Annotated in this window: 15 protein-coding genes and 1 tRNA gene; 13 read left to right on the top strand and 3 right to left on the bottom strand. The window is 32.7% G+C overall.

What is annotated here, in order from left to right:
• Positions 1 to 18: 18 nt before the first annotated feature.
• Together BMX53_RS07015 and BMX53_RS07010 are read left to right on the top strand one after the other, a co-directional pair.
• Entirely contained in the window at positions 19 to 504 is a 486-nt protein-coding gene (locus BMX53_RS07015; protein WP_074745337.1) for a hypothetical protein, read from the top strand.
• Between the two features lie 4 nt (positions 505 to 508).
• Positions 509 to 1,645: an agmatine deiminase family protein gene (locus BMX53_RS07010; protein ID WP_074745335.1), complete on the top strand. Its 1,137-nt coding sequence runs from the start codon at positions 509 to 511 to the stop codon at positions 1,643 to 1,645.
• 466 nt (positions 1,646 to 2,111) lie between these two features.
• Here BMX53_RS07010 and BMX53_RS07005 read toward each other — a convergent pair whose 3' ends face one another.
• On the bottom strand, positions 2,112 to 2,837 hold the full coding sequence (locus BMX53_RS07005) for a hypothetical protein (protein ID WP_074745333.1): 726 nt from the start codon (positions 2,835 to 2,837) through the stop codon (positions 2,112 to 2,114).
• Positions 2,838 to 3,116: 279 nt separating this feature from the next.
• Between BMX53_RS07005 and BMX53_RS07000 the strand changes: the two genes are divergently transcribed.
• From BMX53_RS07000 to BMX53_RS06995, 3 genes are all read left to right on the top strand, one after another.
• Positions 3,117 to 4,241 carry a DegT/DnrJ/EryC1/StrS family aminotransferase gene (locus BMX53_RS07000; protein WP_083394395.1) on the top strand — a complete coding sequence of 375 codons (1,125 nt, stop codon included), beginning with the start codon at positions 3,117 to 3,119 and terminating at the stop codon, positions 4,239 to 4,241.
• Positions 4,242 to 4,320: 79 nt separating this feature from the next.
• Positions 4,321 to 4,391, top strand: a tRNA-Cys gene (locus BMX53_RS19080).
• Between the two features lie 311 nt (positions 4,392 to 4,702).
• Positions 4,703 to 5,365, top strand: a complete 663-nt coding sequence (locus tag BMX53_RS06995) for a phosphatidylserine decarboxylase family protein (RefSeq protein ID WP_074745329.1) — start codon at positions 4,703 to 4,705, stop codon at positions 5,363 to 5,365.
• A gap of 53 nt (positions 5,366 to 5,418) precedes the next feature.
• Here the strand turns inward: BMX53_RS06995 and BMX53_RS06990 are convergent, their stop codons facing one another.
• Positions 5,419 to 6,777, bottom strand: coding sequence for a hydroxymethylglutaryl-CoA synthase family protein (locus BMX53_RS06990; protein ID WP_074745327.1), 1,359 nt, complete (start codon positions 6,775 to 6,777; stop codon positions 5,419 to 5,421).
• 124 nt (positions 6,778 to 6,901) lie between these two features.
• Positions 6,902 to 7,117: a hypothetical protein gene (locus BMX53_RS06985; protein ID WP_074745325.1), complete on the bottom strand. Its 216-nt coding sequence runs from the start codon at positions 7,115 to 7,117 to the stop codon at positions 6,902 to 6,904.
• 159 nt (positions 7,118 to 7,276) lie between these two features.
• On the opposite strand from BMX53_RS06985, the gene rlmF reads away from it, so the two are divergent.
• From rlmF to BMX53_RS06945, 8 genes are all read left to right on the top strand, one after another.
• Positions 7,277 to 8,185, top strand: a complete 909-nt coding sequence (rlmF, locus tag BMX53_RS06980) for a 23S rRNA (adenine(1618)-N(6))-methyltransferase RlmF (RefSeq protein ID WP_074745323.1) — start codon at positions 7,277 to 7,279, stop codon at positions 8,183 to 8,185.
• A gap of 238 nt (positions 8,186 to 8,423) precedes the next feature.
• Positions 8,424 to 10,061, top strand: a complete 1,638-nt coding sequence (locus tag BMX53_RS06975; RefSeq protein ID WP_074745321.1) for a mechanosensitive ion channel family protein — start codon at positions 8,424 to 8,426, stop codon at positions 10,059 to 10,061.
• Positions 10,062 to 10,217: 156 nt separating this feature from the next.
• Positions 10,218 to 10,745, top strand: coding sequence for a hypothetical protein (locus BMX53_RS06970; RefSeq protein ID WP_074745319.1), 528 nt, complete (start codon positions 10,218 to 10,220; stop codon positions 10,743 to 10,745).
• Positions 10,742 to 11,038, top strand: a complete 297-nt coding sequence (locus BMX53_RS06965) for a hypothetical protein (RefSeq protein WP_074745317.1) — start codon at positions 10,742 to 10,744, stop codon at positions 11,036 to 11,038. Before BMX53_RS06970 ends, BMX53_RS06965 begins: the two co-directional genes overlap by 4 nt.
• A gap of 424 nt (positions 11,039 to 11,462) precedes the next feature.
• The gene (locus BMX53_RS06960) at positions 11,463 to 12,590 is read left to right on the top strand and encodes an FAD-dependent monooxygenase (protein WP_074745315.1); all 1,128 of its coding nucleotides are present in this window, start codon (positions 11,463 to 11,465) and stop codon (positions 12,588 to 12,590) included.
• A gap of 269 nt (positions 12,591 to 12,859) precedes the next feature.
• The gene (locus BMX53_RS06955) at positions 12,860 to 14,266 is read left to right on the top strand and encodes a retropepsin-like aspartic protease (RefSeq protein ID WP_074745313.1); all 1,407 of its coding nucleotides are present in this window, start codon (positions 12,860 to 12,862) and stop codon (positions 14,264 to 14,266) included.
• A gap of 81 nt (positions 14,267 to 14,347) precedes the next feature.
• Positions 14,348 to 15,901, top strand: a complete 1,554-nt coding sequence (locus BMX53_RS06950) for a serine hydrolase domain-containing protein (protein WP_083394391.1) — start codon at positions 14,348 to 14,350, stop codon at positions 15,899 to 15,901.
• 426 nt (positions 15,902 to 16,327) lie between these two features.
• Entirely contained in the window at positions 16,328 to 17,194 is an 867-nt protein-coding gene (locus BMX53_RS06945; protein ID WP_074745312.1) for a DUF4303 domain-containing protein, read from the top strand.
• Positions 17,195 to 17,687 lie beyond the last annotated feature (493 nt).

The following is a 17,687-nucleotide window of genomic DNA, read 5'->3' as shown; positions in this document are numbered from 1 at the left end:
AATTATTACTTTTATCTTATGAAAATAGGAAAGAGATTCAACCAATTAACTGTAAAGGAATATTTCTATTATCTAGATAATTATAAGAAATATACAGACTTTAATATTTTAGGGATTTATAAATCAATATTAGAGAATGAAAAGTTGACTGTGACAAATAAAGTAGCTATTAGAGAATATGCTAATAAGACCTTTCAAAAAACCTTTGAATTCTTACAATTAAAGGATCCTATAGTTTATTTTGAAGTATTTACTTTAGGGTTAGACTTAACTAATGGAGATAAAAATAGGATATGGGATGATATTAGAAGTAATCAACAAAAGATATTAGCTAATAAACGTATTAAACATAGGAATTTTGGAGATTACTCTAAGCATAATTGTGGTAATGATACTTGTGTTTACAATGGAATGATGATAAGACAAGGATCTAAATTATCAGAAGGTAATATGCATTTTAAAACAGATAAGAAGAAGTATAATCATAGACCTAACAAATACTGAACAAATGGAGAAGATCGTGATTTTAGCAATATTGACTGTGCTTACAGAATGTTTTAGTGTAGATAAAAAGAAAGAAGATAATATGAATACAGATATTCTATATACAATGCCTGAAGAGAGTGAACAACATGAAGGTACTTGGTTACAATGGCCTCATCATTATCAGTATGGCGTTAAGTATAGAAATAGCCTTGATGCTACTTGGGTTGCGATGGCTAAGGCTTTAGTGACAAGCGAGAATGTGCATATTATAGCTTATAATGAAAAAGAGAAGACAAGGATTATTAACTTGCTAAATGATGCTGAGGTTCCATTGGCTAATATAGACTTCTACCTTTATCCGACAGACGATGTGTGGGCAAGAGATAATGGACCTATTTATGTAAAAGATAAGAAAGGAAACTTAGTTATACAAGATTGGGGATTTAATGGATGGGGAGAAAAAACAGATGAGGTATCAGGTCTGCCTATAGGGTATTCTAAGTGTAATGTTATCCCAGAGAAAATAGGCAGAGCACAGAATAGAGAAGTGGTAGATATTAATAAGTTGATGGTTAATGAAGGGGGAAGTGTGGAAATAGATGGCAACGGAACTCTAATGGCTTGTAAAAGCTCTATCCTTAATGACAATAGGAACCCTGGAATGTCGCTTGAAGAAGTAGAAAGTATCTTTACAAAGTATTTAGGGGTAACACATTTTATATGGCTAGAGGGACAGCCTGGGTTAGAGCTTACTGATCAACATATAGATGGATTTGCTCGTTTTGGCAATAAGCATACTATCGTTACCATGAATGAAGAGGATCTATTAGAGTTTGATGTACAGCCTAAGGATATTGATAAGCTATATGCTGCTAAAAATAAGAAAGGAGAGACTTATGATTTTGTAGAAGTTCCCTTGACAAAACACAATGTAGAAAAGACTGATGGGACTAACTTAGGATACAAAGGTTCTTATGTGAACTATTATATCGCTAATACTAAAGTATTAGTGCCTAACTACAATGACCCTAATGATGTAGTGGCAAATAAGATTATTCAATCTCTATACCCTGATAGAACAGTAGTTGGTATAGATGTGAGAAACCTCTATGAAAATGGAGGAATGATACACTGCGTCACACAACAACAACCTAAATAACGGAAGTATCTGTGGTTATAATAAATGGTGAGAAAATTATCGTAAATATTTGATTTATTCTGTATTACAGCTATTTCGCTAAAATCCAAAAGATGTAATTAATTGAAGTTATTGTTGAAGTAAATAAATCTAAAGGAGAAGTGTTTTTTGAGAGGTAACAGGTAAATTAACTAATCAAAACGATTTAATGTTGTGAAGCACTCTATAGGTAGACTGTTTAACCGTAATAATCTTGCGAAGCGGTATAATGGCCTTAATGGATAAACGAGTATCAATAGATGCAAATTCTAAAGAACTAAACAGTGTTTGACCGTAGGGAGTTTGTTTAGTTCTAAGAATTTGTGTCGTAATTGATCGTTTAGGAATTACAGCCTTGACTTTTTTTGTTACTTTTTGGTGTCAAGACAAAAAAGTAAAAGATAAAAAGAAATAGGTTTAAGACTTGTCTTACAATATTATAGAAAAATTACTCTCCTCTATACCCATCCATAATAGAACGGAATAACTCTCCATTAGAAGGGGGAGTAAGGATAATAGCATTTACTTTGGCTTGGGCTATTTTTCTTAAAGACTCGTTTGTTTTACCTCCTGTAGAGATTACTGCTACATTGGGATAGTTTGTTTTGATGTGTTCTACTATCTTTAAGGTCTCTGTGCCTCCTGTCACGTTAAAACAAGATACTCCAGCCTCAATACGTGCTTTAAAATCAAAGTTGATAGTGGATACACTAGAGATAATCGGAATGCTGATATGTTTGCTCACTTCTGCAATATCTTCATTTTTAAAAGGCTGATTAACGATAACAGCCGCCGCTCCTAAAGCTTCAGCTTTCTTGGCCATAGTGATAGCGAAGTCTCCCTGTGTAATACCTCCTCCGATACCACAGATAACAGGTTTGTTAGAAAACTCTATCAAGGTCTTGATAATCTTCTGTGAGGGTGCAAACGGGTATACTGCTAGTATAGCATCCGAATCATTGTTCTCGATTAATGCTATATCTGTAGAGAATAAGATTGATTTGACTTTTTGATTGTTTAATACAAGTCCTTTACACGAATCTATTAGGTGTAGAGGAGTAGGTAGTTTAACATGAGGACATGGTCTTTTCTTCCAAAACTTAAGAATATCAAGCCAGGTTCTATGTTGTCTATTACTTACCCATATTGAATTTATATCTTTAACTATACTCATAGTTATTTGTTTTAGTATTAGTAGACCAAAGGTTTGTTTTTTTGACTTAAAGAAGGCTCGAACTGTAACTAAAACTCGGATATGTGTAATCAACTCAGATTTTTTTGTAAAGAAGAAGTCATCCTATATAAGGTGGTATTTCTAAAAACTGGACCATATAATACCTATCTATTCACTCTACTTTTGTCTTACTAAAAAGGGATAACCTTTAAAGTACTACTAGTCATTAGGGGGCTTATATAGGTAACGATAAAATAGGTGGAAATGCATAAAATACAAATGGTTGATTTGCAACGTCAATATGAGCAAATAAAGAGTGAAATAGACAAGGGAATAGAAGAGGTTATTAAGACTAGTACGTTTATCAATGGTCCAGCAGTTAAAGAGTTTACGGAGAACTTAGCTACTTATACAGGTGTGAAACACGTAATACCTTGTGCTAATGGAACAGATGCACTACAGATAGCATTAATGGCATTGGGATTAAAGCCAGGTGATGAGGTGATTACTCCTTCTTTTACTTTTATAGCGACGGTAGAGGTAGTGGCTTTACTAGGGTTAACTCCTGTCTTTGTCGATGTGGATAAAGATACTTTTACCATCAATATAGCAAGTTTAGAACAGGCGATTACAGATAAAACAAAAGCGATTATTCCAGTACATCTATATGGGCAGTGTTCTAATATGGATGCTATTTTAACAGTAGTGAATAAGCATAATATTGCTGTGATAGAAGATAATGCTCAGAGTATAGGAGGAAGTTATATCAATGAAAGCGGAGGTAGAAAGACAGGGACAATGGGAACAGTTAGTTGTATTTCATTCTTTCCTTCTAAGAATTTAGGAGCTTATGGAGATGGAGGAGTGATATTGACTAATGATGATACTCTGGCTCATACAATGCAAAAGATTTGTAATCACGGATCAGAAAGACGCTATTATCACGAGATAGTAGGAGTAAACAGCCGTCTAGATTCTATACAGGCTGCAGTGCTAAATGTCAAATTAAAATACCTAGATAAATATTGTGATAAGAGAAGAGAGGTAGCCGCTTTCTATAACGAGGCTTTTTCTTCTAATCCGCATATTATTACGCCTTATGAACCTGAGTATAGCCATCACGTATATCATCAGTATACAATGATCTTAGAAGGAGTAAATAGAGATGAGGTACACGCTGAATTAGCCAATATAGGTATTCCAAGTATGATTTATTATCCAGTGCCATGTCATGAACAAGAGATGTTTAAGGAGCTAAAGGATAGAGAATACTCTTTACCTAATACAGAGTATTTAACGGCAAGGGTGTTATCTCTACCAATTCATACGGAACTAACAGAAGAAGAGTTGGTGTTTATCACTAATGGAGTATCTGAGGTGATTAATAAATTGACACATAGATAGTACAAACTGGACTAGTATAATATTAAATATCTGTGCTACTAAGGTTGTACTAGAAGAGTATAAGTTTGTAGCACAATTAGGTTCTGTGGCTGAGTGGTTAGGCCTGGTTACGCAATAGCCAGTAGATTGGTTCGAATCCAGTCGGAACCTCTAATTATAGGGGAGTATAGTTATGAATAATAAATTGGTTATGTTGTGATTATTACTCATTCATACACCCTAAATAATGAAATTTACTTGTCAATAAAGTTGTATTTACACAAAAACAGTTAGAAGCATAAAATAGACAATACAAGTAGAACACATGAGATAACCTGATATCTCCTTTCTCAACAACTTTATATCTACTAATCGCAAGTAAATTATGTACTTGGCCATATCTTATTGGTCAAGTACTTCTTCCCATATTCGTCTTCTTAAGATGATTAGTAAGCTAGGTTAATATTTTTAAAATCAGTGATATGAGAATACACAGAGAAGGAAGAGGTTCAATCTTCGTTGCTATAAACAGTTTTATTATATTGAATTTATTATCGTATATCTTCATTGATAGTCGTTATTGGTGGCTACAGTTGGTTCTTTTGATAGGAAGTACAAGTATAGTTGGATTAATAGTTTCTTTTTTTAGAATTCCCAATAGACAGTTGTTACAAGGAGATAATCTAGTACTAGCACCTTGTGATGGGAAGGTTGTGGTTATCGAAGTAGTAGAACCTGATGAGTACTTTAGCGATAGACGTATTCAGGTTTCTATCTTTATGAGTGTGCTTAACGTACATGTAAATCGCAATCCTATAGAGGGAAATGTTGTCTATAGCCAATATCACAAAGGAGAACATCTAGTAGCTTGGCATCCTAAGTCCTCAACAGCGAATGAGCGCCATACTGTAGTATATAAGCACAAGAATGGGAGAGAGGTACTCGCTAAACAAATAGCTGGTGCATTGGCTAATCGAATTGTGAATTATCTAACAGTAGGTAAAATGGCTAGACAAAGTGAAGAGATGGGATTTATTAAGTTTGGTTCTAGAGTAGACTTACTCTTGCCCTTAGATGCAAAGATAAAAGTAAAGTTAGGAGATAAAGCCAAAAGTGGTATCACGACTATTGCAGAATGGGAGTAAACTAGAAGGGCTGCCTGAATAGACAGCCCTTTATGGTTATTAGTATTAAAGTACTATTTTACAAATTTATAGTAACGAGCTCCAACCAAGTGTGGTATAGAAGCTTCGATATAATCAATTGCAAACTCGTTTGACGGAGCTGATACAGCTGTTTTTTGCTCTTTTTTATGTAGAGCACTATAAGTATTAAAGTCTATAGCTTGAGACTCTTTTAGAGTGTCAAAGATAGATACAGACGGCATACCTGCAGCCCAATTAGGTTGTACTTCTGCTTCGAATACCTTAGATTTAGATCCTGATCCATAAGCGATAAAACCAAGTTTTGTATCTGTGATATTTTCTTTAGTATCGCTGAAGTGTGATAATGTAGATAGCAGTCCTAAGAAGATAGATCCAGTGTAGATATTACCTACTTCACCAGATGCTATTTCAGAAGGAGCGATCTTGTTCTTTACAATCTCCATATATGCCTCAGACTTAGCAAAAGCCTTAATTTGATCTTTCGCATCAGCAGCTGTTTTGTCTACTAATTCTGGGTTTTCTTGTAATACTATTTCGTGGAATGTTCTACGTCCTTGAAAGCAGTAAGGCAAATGCATTAAGATAGCCTTCCAATCTTTATAAACGATGATACACTCTTGGTTATTTTGCTTCTTAAAGTCTGCGTAAGCTTCCGTTATTCTGTTGATATAACATTCGTTAGAATACTGCCCTTCAAATACTGGTTGGTCTTTGTGAATAGAGATTTCTGTTTCTTCTATTTCAAACCAAGTATCATTCGTTGAGTTTCCTGTGATTGCTTGTTTTTCTATAGCGCGATATGGCTTAAAGAAGTCAAATACACTCTCCGTAGCTACACCAGTCTGAGAGTTAAACGCTAACATACGAGGATTAGCTGTAATAAGCATTGCTATAGCACCAGCGCCTTGTGTGTACTCACCTGTAGAAGCCAAGTCATACTTCGCGTAATCTGTAGCGATAACAATAGCTTTCTTAGTAGGATTTGCTTTTACGAAATCAATAGCATTCTGCATAGCATCTACTGCACCAATACAAGCAAAAGTATGGTCTACTGCATCACAGTTTCTAAACGTTCCCGCTCCATAAATCTGTTCTAGAAGACCTAATGTGTAAGATGCAATAGGTTTAGAATTGTCTACTCCACTTTCTGTTCCTACATAAATCTTCGCTATATCTTTTGGTTGTACAGTAGGATTGTCTTTTAATAAGCTATGTGCAGCATTGGCTGACATTGTGATAACATCTTGATAGATGTCTAACAAAGCCATTTTTTGTAGTCCTAGTCCTTTGATTAGCTTCATTGGATCTATATTTCTCTCAATGGCTAATGTTTCTATAGGTAAATGAATCTTAGGGATATAGTATGCTAAACTATCAATTCCAACTTTCATGTTCTTCTGGTATTTAAGTGAAGCGTAAAATTAAAGGCATTTGATAGAAATAACTAGATAAAAGTGATTAAAGTTTTCTAATTCTATTAAGTTATTGATTAGAAAGTAAGGAAAGTGATAATGATTACTGTTTTCCAATAATAAATATGGTAAGTATTGCACATAATATTCCTATAAATGATAGTATAAACCATATATACAGTATTAAGTATATTTTTTCAGTCACTCTATAGGTAGCAAAGGTAAAGTAAGCTTTTTCTTCTAACAGCTCTCTATCAGTTTTGTGACTGATTTCTTTTCTATACTTCTCAATATTTTTTAATTCGTTTTTGTCTTTCATTTTTTCTATTAAAAATATTGAATTAATTAAAGCGAACTCAAAACAAATTTGTCAAAGAGATGTTTTATTGAGGGAACTATTCACTATGTTTTGTATAATTATTATTTTAAGCTTTATAAATCCTTTAAATAACCTAATTTTGCAGCAAATAATAGAATAATGAAAGACGGTAAGAATACGAAGAAGAAGTTGCACCAGCGCAATAAACATCAAGAGTTATATAATTTTGATCAACTGAAAAGCGTTGTACCAGAGTTGGAAGCTTTCATTATTAAGAACCCTTCAGGAGTAGATACTATTGACTTTGCAATACCTGAGGCAGTTGTATTATTAAACAAGGCAATCTTAATGAAGGATTACAAGATGACGTTTTGGGAAATGCCTAAGACTAATCTTTGTCCACCTATACCTGGCCGTGCAGATTATATTCACTACATAGCGGATTTATTAGCAGAAGGGAATAATGGTAAGGTTCCTACTGGAAGAGGAGTTAAAGTATTAGACTTAGGAATAGGGGCTAATGTGATTTATCCTATCATCGGAGTAGCAGAATATGGATGGGAGTTCGTAGGTTCTGAAGTAGATGTGGTATCTGTGAAAACGGCAAGTCACATCATAGAGAACAATCCTCACCTAAAGAGTAATGTGACGATACGCAAGCAGTTGTCTAAAAGAAATATACTAAAGAATATCATTGAGGATAAAGAGTACTTTGATGTAGTGATCTGTAATCCTCCATTCTTTAAGTCTAGAGCTGAGGTACTAGCTACTACTACGAAGAAGTTAAAGAATCTAGGAAAAGAAGTAGTTGGGAAACCTGTACAGAACTTTAGTGGACAGAATAATGAGTTGTGGTGTGAAGGTGGAGAAAAAGCTTTTATCACAAATTACATTTACGAGAGTAAACACTTTAAGAGACAGGCTGTGTGGTTTACTACACTAGTGTCTAATAAGGACAATTTGAAACCTCTGCAGTCGTTACTTAAACGCTCAGAAACCAAAGAAGTTCGCATTATCAATATGGAACAAGGAAATAAAATAAGCCGCATTTTAGCGTGGAGATATTAAAAAGGAAGGATGCTTAAGGGCATCCTTTTTTGGTTTTTGTGATTTTGTCTTTTTGTGGTTTGTGATTTTGTTTTCTTCTTTTTATGTTGATTTAAGAAGTTGATTTGTTGTGTATTATAAATCATAAGCCAACCATATCCTTATAGAAAGACGTTAAAACCTCCTGATAAATCACAAACGGTATAGTTTTTGTCTTTTTATTATTGTTACATTTACTTTTATTTCAAGATTGTATTCTATGCGATTTAACATATTTAATATTCGATTTTTTATTGTACTAACTGCTGTTCTTATGGCAGGAGTTGTGTTTGGTAAAAAGAAAAATAACACGAAAGAACCAATTGATACTGTACAAACTTCATTCGTGAGAATGGAGAAAACACCTGTATTAAGTTTTAACGATACATTGTTTAATGTGTATGGAAATATTGGTTCGTTTACCTCAAAACAACGTGCTAAATCAATAGAGAGTAAAATCTCGATGTTAGCAGATAATTATCTGTTCCAAGGAGATTCTATTAAATTATCAGATGAAGGTACTTATTTAAATATCGTGTATAAAAACGAGATATTGATGAGTGTAGATAGTCTACAAGCAGCTCAAGAGAACAAAACTAGAGTAGAAGCAGCGGAGTATTATCGAGGACAAATTATTAGTGCAGTAGAAACTCAATTACACAATACTAGTTGGCAACAAATATTGATGCAAATAGCAGGTGCTGTGGCTATTTTAATAGTAGAGTTCTTTATCTTAAAGTGGATTCGCTATGGATACAGAGTCTCTAGAGTGATGATATGGAGACAAAGAGGTAAGAAAATCAAAGGTATTTTTGGTATAATTGATGATCAAAGAGCGATGTTGACTACTATGTCTATCGCTAAGATTATAAAGTTTTTAATAGTTCTTATAGTGCTTTATATGGGATTGCTAGCTGTATTTAAGTTATTTCCTTATACTAAGCATTTATCAGATCAGCTGTTAGAGTATGTGTTATCCCCCCTTAGATCTGTAGGAAGAAGTATAATGGCTTATATGCCTAAGTTATTTACTATAGTAGTCATTGTGGTTATATTTAGGTATATACAAAAATTTGTAAGATCTCTAGCAGATAAGATAGCGACTCATAAAATAGTTATTAGAGGATTTTATCCAGATTGGGCTATTCCTACATATAATTTAGTTAGTGGGTTGTTATTCATCTTTATGTTTATCTTGATATTCCCTTATTTACCTAATTCTGATTCACAGATATTCCAAGGAGTATCGGTATTTGCAGGTATTATGCTGTCATTAGGATCTACTTCTGTAATAGGTAACTTAGTAGCTGGATTAGTGATAACGTATATGCGTCCTTTTAAACTAGGAGATCGTATTAAGTTAGGGGAGTTTACTGGAGATGTATTAGAGAAAACAGCTTTAGTTACTAGGATTAAGACTCCTAAGAATGAGGTAATCACGATACCAAACTCTAATATTATGACTGCTCAGACAGTCAATTATTCACAATCTGCTAGAGAACACGGTTTGATATTGTATTTGACTATCGGTGCTGGATATCACGTACCATGGCAAAAGGTACATGAGATGCTTTATGAAGTAGCTAGTAGAACAGAACATGTAATGAAGAGACAAAAACCTTTTATATTCCAAGATCAGTTCCAGGACTTTTATGTAGAATATCAGTTGAATGTCTATATTCGCGATGCTAAGTTGTCATCTAAAGTATATTCAGATTTGCGTCAACATGCACAAGATGTGTTTGCAGAAAATGATATAGAAATGGTAGCACCTCATTTCCACTTTAATCGTATTGTAGATGGGGATGACAGTACAGTTCCTCCAAAATATGTGAAGGATCAACCAGAAAAGAAATAATCTAGATAAATAAAGAAAAGCGTTATGACAATTAGTTATAACGCTTTTTTTAGTTCGATATGTGAATTAAATGCTTTTCTGATATTTTTATTTGTAGTTAAAGAAATTAATTTAGATTTGTTTTTATCAACTAACCTAACTAACCCAGATTGAAAAATGGATCTAAAAAAATTACACTTATACTTATACACTTTTTGTAGGTATTTTATTGCTACTATTATTATCTCTTATGCCTTTGCCAAGTTATTAGAAACACAGTTCACTACCCAACCTAGTGTGTATGATAAACCTATTTCTTCATTATCAGGATTTCAATTGACGTGGTATTACTATGGATATTCATATTGGTATGGGACTATTATAGCGGTTACGCAAATTGCGAGTTCTTTGTTATTATTTTTCAGAAAGACTACTCGTATAGGTGTAATCTTGTTCTTGACTTATATGGTTAATATTGTGATGGTAGACTTTGCCTATGATATTGAAGGTGCTAAGGGAATGGCTACATTATTATTGGCTATGGGAATTTTTATATTTGTTTCTGATTATAAGGTGTTTTTTAAGTTACTTATTCAAGAACCACCTTTGTTTGATACAGTTGAGAGACCAAACTGGTTTACTAAGTTTAGCAAAGTGAAGTATCTTTATATCCCTGTGGTATTCATTGGTTTTTTGTACTATTGACTACACTAAATAATAAATATCTTAAGAAGGATGAGTTTACAGGTACATGGGAGAATGTGGAGAATAAAGAGCGTTTGTACTTTGAAGCTGCTAAAAGCTTTCAAGTTGTAAAGATGTGTGAACAAAACAGCTACCAACAAGGTGTTTATGAAGTAGAGAACAAAGATTTGATATTAAAATCTGATAAAAAACAAGGCGCTGAGGTTTATCTTAAGGCTAACTTTACTGTAAAAGATGATGTGTTAACGTTGATTAATAACGATAAGGCTACAGTTTACAAGAGAATAAGATAGTAATTAGCAAGTCTCAAATTGAACCAAAATATTTACATAAATCTCATTGCTAGATAAGAAGGCTAAAAGAGGTTTAGAAGACTTTCTTCGGGAACTCATTTGGAAGCCATTTGAAAGTCTTCGGAAAATAGCCTCTCTTTCCGAACAAGTACTGAACTTTTCCGCAGAGCCTCCGAAGCGAAACATCTTAAGTTTTTATTTATATATTTATATTCAGTTGTTTGTGGTTTTTAAAATGGAGTTTTTTGGAATAAAATGGACCTTTTAAGACATTTTAGGAAGAAAGTGGAAATAAGTTCCCACTTGAGAAATATAGAATGATAAGAGTCGTAGTTTTGTATTGAGATGTTTTTTAGCCTAATGAGGTTATTACACTTTGTAAGATTAAAAGAATAGCAGTAATTATCAAGTAAATCAAGGAGATATGAAAGTAGCAATTATTGGTGCAGGTATAGCAGGGTTAACTATGGCAATAGCTTTAAAGAAAGCAAATATTTCTTTTGTTGTGTATGAATCTACAGCGCAATTAAAGCCAGTAGGTGCTGGTATCGCTATCGCAAATAATGCAATGCAGGTCTACCGTCATCTTGGAATTTTTGATAAATTGACTCCAAGAGGAACTCGTATTTCTACAGTGATGTTGACAGATATGAATCTGAAAGTACTTACACAATCTGATTTAACTCCATTCGAAAAGAAGTATCAATTAGCTAATGTAGCGATTCATAGAAGCGAATTACACAAAGTTTTAGTAGATGAGGTGGGTATGGAGCATATTATACTAAATAAGCGCTTAGAGGAGCTTAATCAGGGTGATGATGGTTTATATACTCTTCAGTTTACAGATGGTACTAGTGCATCTCATGAATACGTAATAGGGGCTGATGGAATACGCTCTAAGGTTAGACAGGCTCTATATGGTGAATATACGCTACGAGATGCTAAGCAAGTGTGCTGGCGTGGTGTGCTTGATTTTGAACTATCTGATAAGTATAATAATATTGCCCTAGAAGGTTGGGGCAGAGGAGATCGCTTTGGTTTTGTGAAGCTATTAGATAAGCAAGTATATTGGTATTTCTTAGTCAATGAAGATAAATATCTTCAAAATAAAGACCTGAATACGCTGATAAAAGATTGTTGTCCTCTAGTCAAAGACATGATAATGCAAACAGCAGAAGAGGAGATCTTCTTAAACAAAATATATGATTTGCCGCTGATACAAGAGTGGTCTTTAGGCAAGAGTTGTCTAATAGGTGATGCTGCTCATGCGACAACTCCTAATCTAGGCCAAGGAGCTTGCCAAGGTATCGAGGATGTGTACGTTATCAGTAAACTTTTAGAAAAAGTCTCTTTAGAGGAAGCTTTCCAAAGTTTTACAGCTATTCGTCGTAAAAAGGCACATGGCATCGTTTGTGAAAGTTGGAAGCTAGGTCAAATCGCTCAGTTGAGCAATCCTATTATCACCACCGCTCGCAATACTGCTTTTAAGCTTCTACCTTCTTTTTTAAAGGATAAGCAGATTAAGATGATGTTTGAGTTGCAGGAGGTGTAGGTAAGTTTCTTATTTGTTTTTTATAGGGTATACTCTAGTAATGAATTTAATATAAGCATCCATAAAATACCATCTTAACGGTATTTTATGGATGTTCTTGTTTTATACATTTGTTTAAAAGGTTTAACAAATTTCAGAAGCCTAGTAACTAACTGAAAATACTCAATAAAAGTTAGTTCTATATCAGATGATTTAATCTATAAAAAACTTTATATCGTAAATAGATTAATGAACTAGTATATATTAGTTTTTGTTTTAAAAGAGAGATAATGAAAAAAACAGTAATTATATATATTCTATTAGGGGTAAATGTGTTTTGTTTTGGACAAAATAATACTGAAAAAGAACAGGCTACTATATATTCCCGAGGTTTAGAATTGTATAATTCACTGATTAATGATGATTTTTTTACAGCAAAACCCCTCTATGATCAATTAGTTAGCGATAAAATATTGACTGAATTTATAGATTACTTTTATAAATATAAAACAGCTGTTTATAGAGGACAGACTGATACTGCTATTCTTTATATTGAAAAAATTATATCTCATGATAATACGAGATTGCCAGAATTTTGTAATGAACTAAGCCTTCTATATATAAAAGCAAATAAATTTAAAGAAGCTTTAAAAGTAAGTGAAAGGGCATTCAAAGAGATTGTTGAAAATGGTAATCTTGATGGAGAAGGATTATCTCAATGGCAGTATTTTTTTAAAACTAGGGATGTTTATATAAAAACGCTTAGTAAAGAAAAAGAACTTAGAATAGTTAGATCTGATAGTTTGAATTCAGTAGAATTTGATGATAAAGATGTGATAACTTTTGACATAGTTTACAATGGACAAAAACATAAGACAGCATTTGATACAGGTGTATCTGAATATTTCACAGTAAGAAAACATCTAGCAGAGAAGATGGGGTTAAGAAAGATACAGTTTTCTGAGTCTAATGATGAATTCAAAACATTAATGAATGGTCAGGATTTAGATGCTCAAAATTATCTTGCAGATTCTATTTCATTTGGTGGAATTACATTGTATAATGTACCTGTAACAGTATTTGAAGATGATGTTATGTCTATGTTTACTAAATCATCAATACAAGAATCTAATAGATTAGATAAAATTAAGCGATTTATTGAACGAACAGATGTAGTAGTGGGTTTGCCTACAATGATTGCCTTAGAAAGACTTGTAATTGACGTGAATAAGAAAAAAATAGTATTTCCTAAGGATTTAAAGAGGCAAAAAGAACAAAACATCTATTTTAGAAATAATGAATTATATGCTCAGATTAAAATAAATGATATTCCTTTTGTTGGGTTTGTAGATACAGGAGCAGAGGCATTTGTGGAAATAGATACAAATTTTTATAATAGGTATAAGAACAAGATAGAGGTGGATACTTTTGCTTATAAAAAGCCATTAAATGCAAGTACAATAACTAAAATGAAAGAGGATATTCCTTATGATATTGTAAAAGATACCCAAATAAAATTGCAGGATAAGCCAATTAATTATTCTAAAGGATCACAAATATTAGCATATGACATAAGACTTATGAGTGCACATCCCAGGATATTAGATGGTAATATAGGTTATGATTTTTTTAGAGAGATAAAAGCGAGCGTATTATTTGATTTTGTAAATATGTATATTGATGTAATGACTGAATAATCTTTTAGGACTGTTTCAAAAAGATAAATTCAATTATAGTAGATGTAGTACTAACTACTTTAATTAGTGTATCTTTAGTTTATGAGAAATAAATTACTTACTTCCTTTGTTCTTTTTTGTATTCCATTGACTGGGATAGCTAGTTCTGCGTATAACAAACTTAATACTGATGATAATAGAAGTATAGTTAGTCTGTGGAGTGAGATTAGGAAAGAGACCAAACAAAAGAGAAGTAAATCATTTCAAGAGCTTAGTCGTATTATCGATCAGTATGCAAATGAAACTCTACAAAAAGGAAATATAAACTCACTAGCTATAGCTATTTATAGAAATGGAGAAGTTTATAAGCAGTACTATGGAGTGTTAGATTCGGTCTCGAAACAAAGGCCAAATGATAATACATTGTATGAAATCGCTTCAATTACTAAGACATTTACTGGTTCTTTAGTTGCTAGAGCAGTTTTAGAACATAAGATATCTTTAGATGATGACATTAAGATGTATCTAGATCGCGATTACCCTAACCTTCAGTTTGAGGGAACTCCTATTACTATCCAAAACTTATTGACTCATACATTAGGGCTTAAAGATAAGGCTCCTGAAAGGTTAGCTACAATATATCAGGAAGTAAGGGAAGGGAAGTATGAAAATAATGCTTTTGCGTATGAGATGCCTGATTTACTAGAGGAACTAAAGACAGTGGAGCTAGATAAGAAACCAGGAACGCTATATGAATATAATTCAGTAGGACCGGAGCTTTTAGCTTATGTTTTAGAGCAGGTATATCACAAATCATATAAGGACTTAGTACAAGATTTTCTAGTGGAACTTGATTTGCCTAATACCCATCTATACGAATATGAAAAGTATAGAGAGCAATTAGCAATTAGTTTTGATGAGAATGGAAAGATTGCTCCACTGCTAAAAAATCCTTTGTTAGGCGGATCCCATGGAATGATAAGTAATTTTCCAGATTTGATTAAGTTCATGCAGTTTCAATTAGAAGATCAATCTCCATTTATAAAAGAGTCTTCTCGTTTATTGTTCAAAGATGAGGTAGAAGGAGATGATAAAGGATATTTATGGGATGTAGGCTATGGACAAAAAGAAGGGGCTTATCATGGAAAAACAGGAACGTCTAATGGTGTTCAAAGTGGTATACTAATTTGTCCTGACTCCAGTTACGGAATGATAGTGATTATGAATAACAATTCTGAAGTTGCTCAAGATGATTGGGGGCATCTCTATAATCAAATAGAAACAGAGCTGATTATGTATCCTAAGATTAATCTTGTGTCTTTATTATCTACTGAGTTTAAACAGAACTTTAAATCTGCTAAAAGGAAGTACCAAACCTTAAAGAAGGATACTAATCATTATCTATCTGGATCTTTTTATTTGAACAATTTCGGATATGAGTTAATCAATGCTAATGAAATAGATAAGGCTATTGATATATTCAAATTAGCTGTGTCAAATGATAGTAGTAATGCTAATTTATACGATAGCTTAGCAGAGGCTTATTATTTAAATAAAGATTATAAGAATGCGCTACTGAACTATGAAAAGTCCCTAGCACTAGATCCTAAGAATGATAATGTAAGAGCTATTATAGAAAAGATTAAACAGTTGTAAAAAGAAAATGCTGTAGGTAGACTACAGCATTTTTTAAGCGGGTTATTTACTGATATAATAATTTAGATTAATATTAATAGAGCTTTATCCATAAAGTAAATTTTAATTCACTTTTATACCAAAGTTAGTAGTTTTATAGTGGAATACTTCAGTATTCAATGACTCCTTATTTTAAAAATATAAGCAAGGAGTTAAATTTAGTAGGCATATAATTACTTTAGGAATTATACATCCCAATGAGGGTATATATTTACAGGTTTCTATCGAGTTAAAGTTAATTATAAACGTATAATAGGAGAAATATATTCTAATAAAGAATATAGATACTATATAAAATCAATAATATCAGGGATATATAAAATCTGTTTTTATACTTATCTTACACTTTGGTAAATCTCCTAGAGATAGAAGTAAAAAAGAGGAAATATGAATCCAAATAATAAGGAAATTAAATTAACAGGAGAGGAGACTTTAAAGATTATCGCTTCTCTAGATCAATTTGTACGATCTATAGACAGAATAAAGACATACTATTCTGATCCAAGCAAAAATAAAACACAAGAAGAAGAGCATAAGGCTATATCAAGTTATATATGTGAACAAAAAATAAGAGAGGAGTTAGCGTTACTTCATGGTCTACTTTGTACTAAATTGGATCTTTCTTTAGGGAAGGATGGGCTAGATGATGTAAGTCGAGTTTGTCAAGCCAATACATATTGGTCTTCTAAAGCACAAGAAACTAATCAAAACCCAATTTTTGACACGTGGTATGACACGCATTTGATAGACTTAAAGACAGCTGTTATTAATGAATTTGATTATCTGTATCATTCTTTTAAAAAGAAAAAAGAACAAGTTTATGGATTATCTATTATTTTAGATAATGATTGCCTAACAGGTTATACTGCAGTTTCAACCAAACAAAGTTTAAAAACAATACATCAAAATTATGAATGGGTTGCAGAAGAGTGGTGTTATGTTTCTGATGAAGATGATATCGTCTATGGCTTATCTAACTTTATTGATGTGCTTATTGATTTTTATGATACACAAATTGTACCTCTGTTTAAAAAAGGATTTGACTATGAGTCAATTAAACAAAAAAATTTAAACTTGTTTACGAAAGCTATGAAGGAGGCAAAATGTGAATTAGTAGATAAATATGGCTCTGAAGTAGAAGCTATGGCTTTCTTTTTAACAATACCAGGAGAACCAAAGGTAACTTACAATTCAGCTCTTACTATTAATAATTCTAATACTCAAAAGCTAAAAGAACTACTTGAATATCTGTAACTTAATAAAATAGAATTTACCCAAAAATAATTGATTTTCAGTTTAAAAAACTTGATGTTTATACTTTAGAATCATCTAATCTAAACGACTTTTTAGCAATAGTAACATGAATTAACTAGTTATCTTTTTGAATGAGATAGCTAGTTAATTGATTTCTATGGTGGGTATTCCGGTCTAAACTGAACAGGTAATTCCGGTCTAAACTGAACAGGTAATTCCGGTTTAAACTGAACAGGTAATTCCGGTTTAAACTGAACAGGTAATTCCGGTTTAAACTGAACAGGTAATTCCGGCCTAAACTGAACAGGTAATTCCGGTGCAAACTGAACAGGTAATTCCGGTGCAAACTGAACAGATGATTCCGGTGCAAACTGAACAGTTCTGAGCTTAGTTTTTTAGTGTAAATTGTGATTAAAAATCACAAAGTTATGGCTAATAAACCTATCTCAACGACCATGATAAAAAGTATCATTAAGATGAAAATCAAAGAAAT

It is taken from the genome of Myroides marinus (assembly GCF_900109075.1).
Taxonomy (GTDB): Bacteria; Bacteroidota; Bacteroidia; order Flavobacteriales; family Flavobacteriaceae; genus Flavobacterium; species Flavobacterium marinum_A.
This window is presented reverse-complemented; position numbering and strand designations above follow the sequence as displayed.

Coding starts and splice junctions, on each gene's coding strand:
- BMX53_RS06960 (WP_074745315.1), top strand. CDS start 11,463: ATGAAAGTAGCAATTATTGGTGCAGGTATAGCAGGGTTAACTATGGCA.
- BMX53_RS06975 (WP_074745321.1), top strand. CDS start 8,424: ATGCGATTTAACATATTTAATATTCGATTTTTTATTGTACTAACTGCT.
- BMX53_RS06995 (WP_074745329.1), top strand. CDS start 4,703: ATGAGAATACACAGAGAAGGAAGAGGTTCAATCTTCGTTGCTATAAAC.
- rlmF (WP_074745323.1), top strand. CDS start 7,277: ATGAAAGACGGTAAGAATACGAAGAAGAAGTTGCACCAGCGCAATAAA.
- BMX53_RS06955 (WP_074745313.1), top strand. CDS start 12,860: ATGAAAAAAACAGTAATTATATATATTCTATTAGGGGTAAATGTGTTT.
- BMX53_RS06985 (WP_074745325.1), bottom strand. CDS start 7,117: ATGAAAGACAAAAACGAATTAAAAAATATTGAGAAGTATAGAAAAGAA.
- BMX53_RS06970 (WP_074745319.1), top strand. CDS start 10,218: ATGGATCTAAAAAAATTACACTTATACTTATACACTTTTTGTAGGTAT.
- BMX53_RS07015 (WP_074745337.1), top strand. CDS start 19: ATGAAAATAGGAAAGAGATTCAACCAATTAACTGTAAAGGAATATTTC.
- BMX53_RS07000 (WP_083394395.1), top strand. CDS start 3,117: ATGGTTGATTTGCAACGTCAATATGAGCAAATAAAGAGTGAAATAGAC.
- BMX53_RS07005 (WP_074745333.1), bottom strand. CDS start 2,837: ATGAGTATAGTTAAAGATATAAATTCAATATGGGTAAGTAATAGACAA.
- BMX53_RS06990 (WP_074745327.1), bottom strand. CDS start 6,777: ATGAAAGTTGGAATTGATAGTTTAGCATACTATATCCCTAAGATTCAT.
- BMX53_RS07010 (WP_074745335.1), top strand. CDS start 509: ATGGAGAAGATCGTGATTTTAGCAATATTGACTGTGCTTACAGAATGT.
- BMX53_RS06945 (WP_074745312.1), top strand. CDS start 16,328: ATGAATCCAAATAATAAGGAAATTAAATTAACAGGAGAGGAGACTTTA.
- BMX53_RS06950 (WP_083394391.1), top strand. CDS start 14,348: ATGAGAAATAAATTACTTACTTCCTTTGTTCTTTTTTGTATTCCATTG.